Raw genomic sequence first — 5,799 nt, forward strand, 5'->3', positions numbered from 1 at the left:
GTGCGCGATCTCGTGCAGCGCGGTCCGCTCGTTCATGTAGCTGCGGTTGGAGCCGAAGCGGATGGTTCCGTTGATGTTGCCGTCGGCGGGTGCGGCTCCGGTGGGGCTTCTCGCGCAGTTCCCCGCGCCCCTGAAAACTTCAGGCCCCTGCGGGCCTGAAAGACCACGGCCCCGCGGGCCTGAAAGGCGACGGGGCCGCAGGCCTAAAAGGCGACGAGGCCGCAGGGGTGAGCAGCGACGAGGCCGCAGGGGTGAAAAGCACGGGGCGTAGCCCCTGCTTTTCAGGGGCGCGGGGAACTGCGCGAGAAGCCCCACCGGCCCGCGGGCGAAACCCGACCGAGCGCGCCGGGTGCCCGCGCAGCGACGAGGCACCCGGCGCCGCGGCTCACTTCTCCGGGCACTCCTTCCAGGCCAAGTGGTAGATCGTGCTGATGTCACCGTCGGTCGAGTCCATCGTCATGAAACTCGTGCTGCCCGCCGGCGACGACCCCCGGTTGACCCGCAGCTCGGTGTTGATGTTGAAGTTCCGCTCGACCCCACAGGGCGCCCACACCAGTTGGGCCCAGTCGGTCTCGTCCGTGGCCTGCCAGTTGTCCTCGAGGGGGCCGTTGAACGTGTGGGTCCGGGCGGCCGTGTCGGGGGACCCCTGGAAGTAGTACGAGGCCTTCTCCACCCCGCTCGCACCGCGCTGGAGCGAGGCGAAGCCCCGGTAGTCGACGCTGGCGATGGCGTAGGTGAAGCCGCCGGGCACATGGACGATCAGGTTGAGCTGGCAGTTCTTGCGGAACGCGGTGGACGGCGCGCCACCGCCGACCTGGGCCAGGTAGTCGCTGTAGGTCACCGTGAACGCGGTGTTGTCCGGTGAGACGGCGACCGCGGCGGTGCCCTGGGGACAGCCGGAGCCGTTCACCGTGGCGACCTTGATGACGATCTTGTCCGGGGGCGGGTCCTCGAACGGGGACTCGGCCTGCGCGGGTAGCGCACTGGCGAACAGGGCGGCCACCGCGCCGCCCAGGAGGAGACCACGAACCATGGGGGGTTCTCCGATCTAATGACGGTCATGCGCATGTCAATAGACATGCGCGAGCGCCCCGCAGTCTGTGAAACACCTGTGAAGACCGAGGGGCGACCGCATCGTATGGACCCGGGGCGGGCAGCACTAGGGCGATCTCCGGCCAACCCTGGCGGCCGGAGATCGCCCCTCCCCCCGACGCACCGGTGCCGCCCACCCCGTGCGGAGTGGACGGCACCATCGAGACCGGCCGGCTTCAGCGGCCGTGCCGGGTCAGCGGTCGTAGCGCATCAGCGGCTGTAGCGCATCAGCGCCCGCACCATGTGGCACGTGGTGTCCGACGGCGGATGCACCCCGATGACCTCCGCCGTGCTCCGGATCGTCTCGTTGCGCGCCTGGTTCGGCGTGTGGACACCGGAGTCGAGCAGGGCGATCGCGAGGCGCATGGCCTTCAGGCGCCGGTTGTGGGTGACGTACCACTCGCGCGGACGGCCCGGCGGCAGCGTGTGCTTCACCACCGGCGCGTAGGGCAGGTCGAGCAGTACGGGGTGCTGGACGGTGGACTGGGTGGGCAGCGGCTTCGACTTCAGTGCGGCAGCGGGCAAGACATCCTCCTGTCGCGGTCTGGGCGCCGCCGGAAATCCCCCGTCGGCAACCCTCGAACACTGCTTCTATTTTACTAACCCCCACTGACAATCGCCCCTGGCCAGGAGGGATCTGACGGGTCCTGTGACAGAGGTGGAACACGGGTTTTCGGGCCCGATTGGCTACGGTGGGCGGCATGGAGATCTGGATCAACCCGGCCTGTTCCAAGTGCCGCAGCGCGATCAGCCTGCTCGACGCCGAGGGCGCCGACTACACCGTCCGCCGCTACCTGGAGGACGTCCCGAGCGAGGACGAGATCCGTGCCGTGCTGGAGCGGCTCGGGCTCGAACCGTGGGACATCACCCGCACCCAGGAGGCCGCCGCCAAGGAGCTGGGACTCAAGGAGTGGGCCCGGGACGCCGATACGCGCGACCGGTGGGTCAAGGCGCTCGCCGAGCACCCGAAGCTCATCCAACGGCCGATCATCACCGCGGACGACGGCACAGCGCTGGTGGCCCGCACGGACGACGCGGTACGGGACGCTCTGTCCAGGTAGCGGGCGGTTCCGGCAGCGGGGACCCCAACCACGGTGTGACGTGCGTTACTTGTCAGTTCGCTGTGACCGTTGAGTAGCTTCGTTCGGGATCTCGTACGTAGCGGCGTACTCATCCGATCCGGTGCCTCGACGAGGGTCCACCGGGAACAGGAGGCGCGCATGTCGCGTAGGAGAACGCTCGGCACGAAGAAGAAGGTCGCGCTGTTCGTGACCGCGGCGGCGGTGGCGGGAGGCGGGGCCTTCGCCATGGCGGCCACGTCGAACGCGGCGCAGTCCGCGGCGGATTCCAGCGTCTGCCAGGGTCTGGCCACCGCGCTCGGCAACAACGAGCGGTTCATCGCGGACCAGAAGGCGAACCCCGACGCCCAGTCGGAGGCCCGCATCGCCAATCGCAAGGCGGTCGTCGCACAGATCAAGGTCCAGCAGGGGGCGTCGGACTGCGTCGTCGGGGAGTCGGCTCAGGGCTCCCAGGCCGCGCAGCCCGCACAGCCGTCCGCGCCGGCCACGGAGACCGGGGGATCGGCTCAGGACCCCCAGGGCGACGAGGCCGCGGGGAACACGGGTGGCGCCGGAGGCGCGGCCGGCGGGAACGCGGGGAACGCCGGGGCCGGCGAGCAGGTCTGCAACGGCTCCACCGTCACCCTCTCCGGCGAGGGCGGCGCCCCGGCCGCGTCCAGCAACGAGTTCCCGGCGGGGACGAAGCTGCGGGTGACCAACCTGGACAACAACAAGTCCACCACCGTGGAGGTCACCTCGGTCTCCGGCAGCTGTGTCCTGCTGAACAACTCCGCCTTCGAACAGGTCCGGGAACCCGGCAAGTTCCTGATCCGCCGCGCGCTGATCGAGAAGGTTGGGTGATCCCGGCCGGACCGGCGGGGCGGACCCGCTCGTTACGGTGAGATGAAGGGCGGGCGATCGCCGTCCGGGGAGGCCGGGCACCGCGCACAGTGGTGCCCGGCCTCCCGCGCGCGTGCCACCAGCGCGTCCTCCGGGACGTGAGCCGCGCCACAGCAGCACCAGGTAACACGGGGTTCACATTCGAGCAATGACCGGGAAATCGCAGGTTGACAGGCTGCCCGGCATCAGCGCGGCGTTTCAGTGCCGCAGCGCCGCAGCACCCGCACATGCGCCTAGTGACCCACCCCGAAGGATGTGTCCCGTGACCTTCAAGGCTGAGTACATCTGGATCGACGGCACCGAGCCGACGGCCAAGCTCCGCTCCAAGACCAAGATCATCGCGGGTGCGCCCGCCGGTCTGGACGCGCTGCCGATCTGGGGCTTCGACGGGTCCTCCACCAACCAGGCCGAGGGGCACTCCTCGGACCGTGTGCTCCAGCCGGTCTTCACCTGCCCGGACCCGATCCGCGGCGGCGACGACGTCCTCGTGCTCTGCGAGGTCCTCAACATCGACATGACGCCGCACGAGTCCAACACCCGTGCCGCGCTGCGTGAGGTCGCCGAGAAGTTCGCCTCCCAGGAGCCGATCTTCGGCATCGAGCAGGAGTACACCTTCTTCCAGGACGGCTCCCCGCTGGGCTTCCCCAAGGGCGGCTTCCCGGCCCCCCAGGGCGGCTACTACTGCGGTGTCGGCGCCGACGAGATCTTCGGCCGTGACATCGTCGAGGCCCACCTGGAGAACTGCCTGGCCGCCGGTCTCGCCATCTCCGGCATCAACGCCGAGGTCATGCCCGGCCAGTGGGAGTTCCAGGTCGGCCCGGTCTCCCCGCTGGAGGTCTCCGACCACCTGTGGGTCGCCCGCTGGCTGCTCTACCGCACCGCCGAGGACTTCGACGTCGCCGCCACCCTCGACCCCAAGCCCGCCAAGGGTGACTGGAACGGCGCCGGTGCGCACACCAACTTCTCCACGAAGGCGATGCGCGAGGGCTACGACGCGATCATCACCGCGTGCGAGTCGCTGGGCGAGGGCTCGAAGCCGCTCGACCACGTCAAGAACTACGGCGCCGGCATCGACGACCGTCTGACCGGTCTGCACGAGACCGCCCCGTGGAACGAGTACTCCTACGGTGTCTCCAACCGCGGCGCCTCGGTCCGTATCCCGTGGCAGGTCGAGAAGGACGGCAAGGGCTACATCGAGGACCGCCGTCCCAACGCCAACGTCGACCCGTACGTCGTGACGCGTCTGATCGTCGACACCTGCTGCACCGCGCTCGACAAGGCCGGCCAGGTCTGATCCATCCCGCAGCTCCCGGAGGGCGTCCACCGTCGCGGTGGGCGCCCTCCGGCGTTGTCAGTGGGGCGTGCCAGGGTGGGGGCATGAAGAACGATCAGCTGGCCGTCAGGGTCGAGACGGAGAACTGGGAGAAGCACGCCCGGATCACGGCGGAGCGGCTGCGTGAGCTGGTGTGCCGGATCGGGGACCAGGGCGACCGGTTCCTGGTCGTGCAGCGGATACCGGACGTGCCGGACGTCTTCGTCCAGGTCTGGCACCAGCGGGCCGACGACGGCACCGACGGCGAGTACCAGCTGGAGCACCGCGCGGGCCGCGACCGGTTCTTCGGGACCCGGCTCACCGATCCGGAGCGGGTCGCGGACGCCATGACCGGCTGGGCTCGGCGGGCCGAGGGCTGGGACACCGGCATCGAGTGGACCCCGGTCGAGCACGACGCCCCCGAGGAGGTACCGGAGCTCGACGACGAGGTACGGGAGCAGGTCGAGGAGCGGGTACGGGAGTTGCTGCGTTGCGGCTACGACAACCGGGCACAGCTCACCGAGACCGCCGAGGAGTACCTGGTCGAGGGCGACCACCGGCCCGTCTCCCCCGCGCAGGCCCGGCAGCTCGTCGACCGGCTCTGGGTCGAGCGCCTCGCCGAGCAGGACACCTGGGACGGGGTCACCGACCCCGAGCGGCTCACCCGTGCCTTCGAGGCCCTCCAGGGGGCCCACGGCATCACGGCCCGGGAGAACTTCACGTGCTGCCGCAACTGCGGTACGAGCGAGATAGGCGCCGAAGGCCCGCCGGACGCCCGGGGATTCGTGTTCTTCCACTCCCAGTGCACCGAGGGCGCCGCCGCCGGGCACGGACTGATGCTGCTCTACGGCGGGTTCGACGGCTCCACCGAGTCGACGGCGGCGGTCGGGCGGGAGGTCGTCGCGGCCCTCGCGGCGCAGGGCCTGTCCACGCAGTGGGACGGCGATCCCGGCACGGCCATCACCGTCAGCCCCCTGGCGTGGCGCAAACGCCTGGTCGGCTGAGGTCGCCACACTCCCGTCATGTTCAAGAAGCGTCCAAGCAGTGGGAGGAGGCTCCTGCGACGGGCGTGTGTCTGCTTCAATGGGGCCATGGCAGGCTTCCAGAACCGACGTGCGACGGGTCGCCATGACCTCGAGCCCTTCTGGCCTTCCCGTCAGCACCACGACTTCGACCGGGTGTGTTGCCGCGCGATGAACGCGCCGGCCCTCTAAAGCCGTACACCCCGGCCTTCGGTCAGCGCGGAACGACGTACGTCCCTCGGCGGGTTCCCGACCACGCATGCGTCGGTCGCCGAGGTCTCCCGGACGAACCTCTCGCGCGAAAGAGCTGACCTCTCATGGCGAACACCCGTTCCCTCTCGACCGCCGCCCCGCTGACCGCCGCGTCGGGCTCCGCCACCGCCGCCGCCCCGGTCGCCGTCCCCTCCCCAGGGCC

General features: G+C 70.0%; 6 protein-coding genes. 4 read left to right on the forward strand and 2 right to left on the reverse strand.

Annotated features, from left to right (window positions below; translation table 11 throughout):
- Nucleotides 1-385: 385 nt before the first annotated feature.
- Together P1P70_RS39185 and P1P70_RS39190 are read right to left on the reverse strand one after the other, a co-directional pair.
- Nucleotides 386-1,033 carry a DUF4360 domain-containing protein gene (locus tag P1P70_RS39185; RefSeq protein ID WP_319246336.1) on the reverse strand — a complete coding sequence of 216 codons (648 nt, stop codon included), beginning with the start codon at nucleotides 1,031-1,033 and terminating at the stop codon, nucleotides 386-388.
- 269 nt (nucleotides 1,034-1,302) lie between these two features.
- Complete coding sequence (locus P1P70_RS39190; RefSeq protein ID WP_319246339.1) at nucleotides 1,303-1,617, reverse strand: hypothetical protein; 315 nt, start codon at nucleotides 1,615-1,617, stop codon at nucleotides 1,303-1,305.
- Nucleotides 1,618-1,793: 176 nt separating this feature from the next.
- Between P1P70_RS39190 and P1P70_RS39195 the strand changes: the two genes are divergently transcribed.
- From P1P70_RS39195 to P1P70_RS39210, 4 genes are all read left to right on the forward strand, one after another.
- Nucleotides 1,794-2,153: an arsenate reductase family protein gene (locus P1P70_RS39195; RefSeq protein WP_319246342.1), complete on the forward strand. Its 360-nt coding sequence runs from the start codon at nucleotides 1,794-1,796 to the stop codon at nucleotides 2,151-2,153.
- A gap of 159 nt (nucleotides 2,154-2,312) precedes the next feature.
- Entirely contained in the window at nucleotides 2,313-3,011 is a 699-nt protein-coding gene (locus tag P1P70_RS39200; RefSeq protein WP_319246344.1) for a hypothetical protein, read from the forward strand.
- Between the two features lie 301 nt (nucleotides 3,012-3,312).
- Nucleotides 3,313-4,344, forward strand: a complete 1,032-nt coding sequence (gene glnII / locus P1P70_RS39205; RefSeq protein WP_045555421.1) for a glutamine synthetase — start codon at nucleotides 3,313-3,315, stop codon at nucleotides 4,342-4,344.
- An 83-nt stretch (nucleotides 4,345-4,427) separates the two neighbouring features.
- Nucleotides 4,428-5,366 (forward strand): DUF6891 domain-containing protein, encoded by a 939-nt coding sequence (locus P1P70_RS39210; protein ID WP_319246349.1) that lies wholly within the window; start codon nucleotides 4,428-4,430, stop codon nucleotides 5,364-5,366.
- The last annotated feature ends 433 nt before the right edge of the window (nucleotides 5,367-5,799 follow it).

Source organism: Streptomyces sp. MB09-02B (genome assembly GCF_033794485.1).
GTDB lineage: Bacteria > Actinomycetota > Actinomycetes > Streptomycetales > Streptomycetaceae > Streptomyces.

Coding starts and splice junctions, on each gene's coding strand:
- P1P70_RS39200 (WP_319246344.1), top strand. CDS start 2,313: ATGTCGCGTAGGAGAACGCTCGGCACGAAGAAGAAGGTCGCGCTGTTC.
- P1P70_RS39185 (WP_319246336.1), bottom strand. CDS start 1,033: ATGGTTCGTGGTCTCCTCCTGGGCGGCGCGGTGGCCGCCCTGTTCGCC.
- P1P70_RS39195 (WP_319246342.1), top strand. CDS start 1,794: ATGGAGATCTGGATCAACCCGGCCTGTTCCAAGTGCCGCAGCGCGATC.
- P1P70_RS39210 (WP_319246349.1), top strand. CDS start 4,428: ATGAAGAACGATCAGCTGGCCGTCAGGGTCGAGACGGAGAACTGGGAG.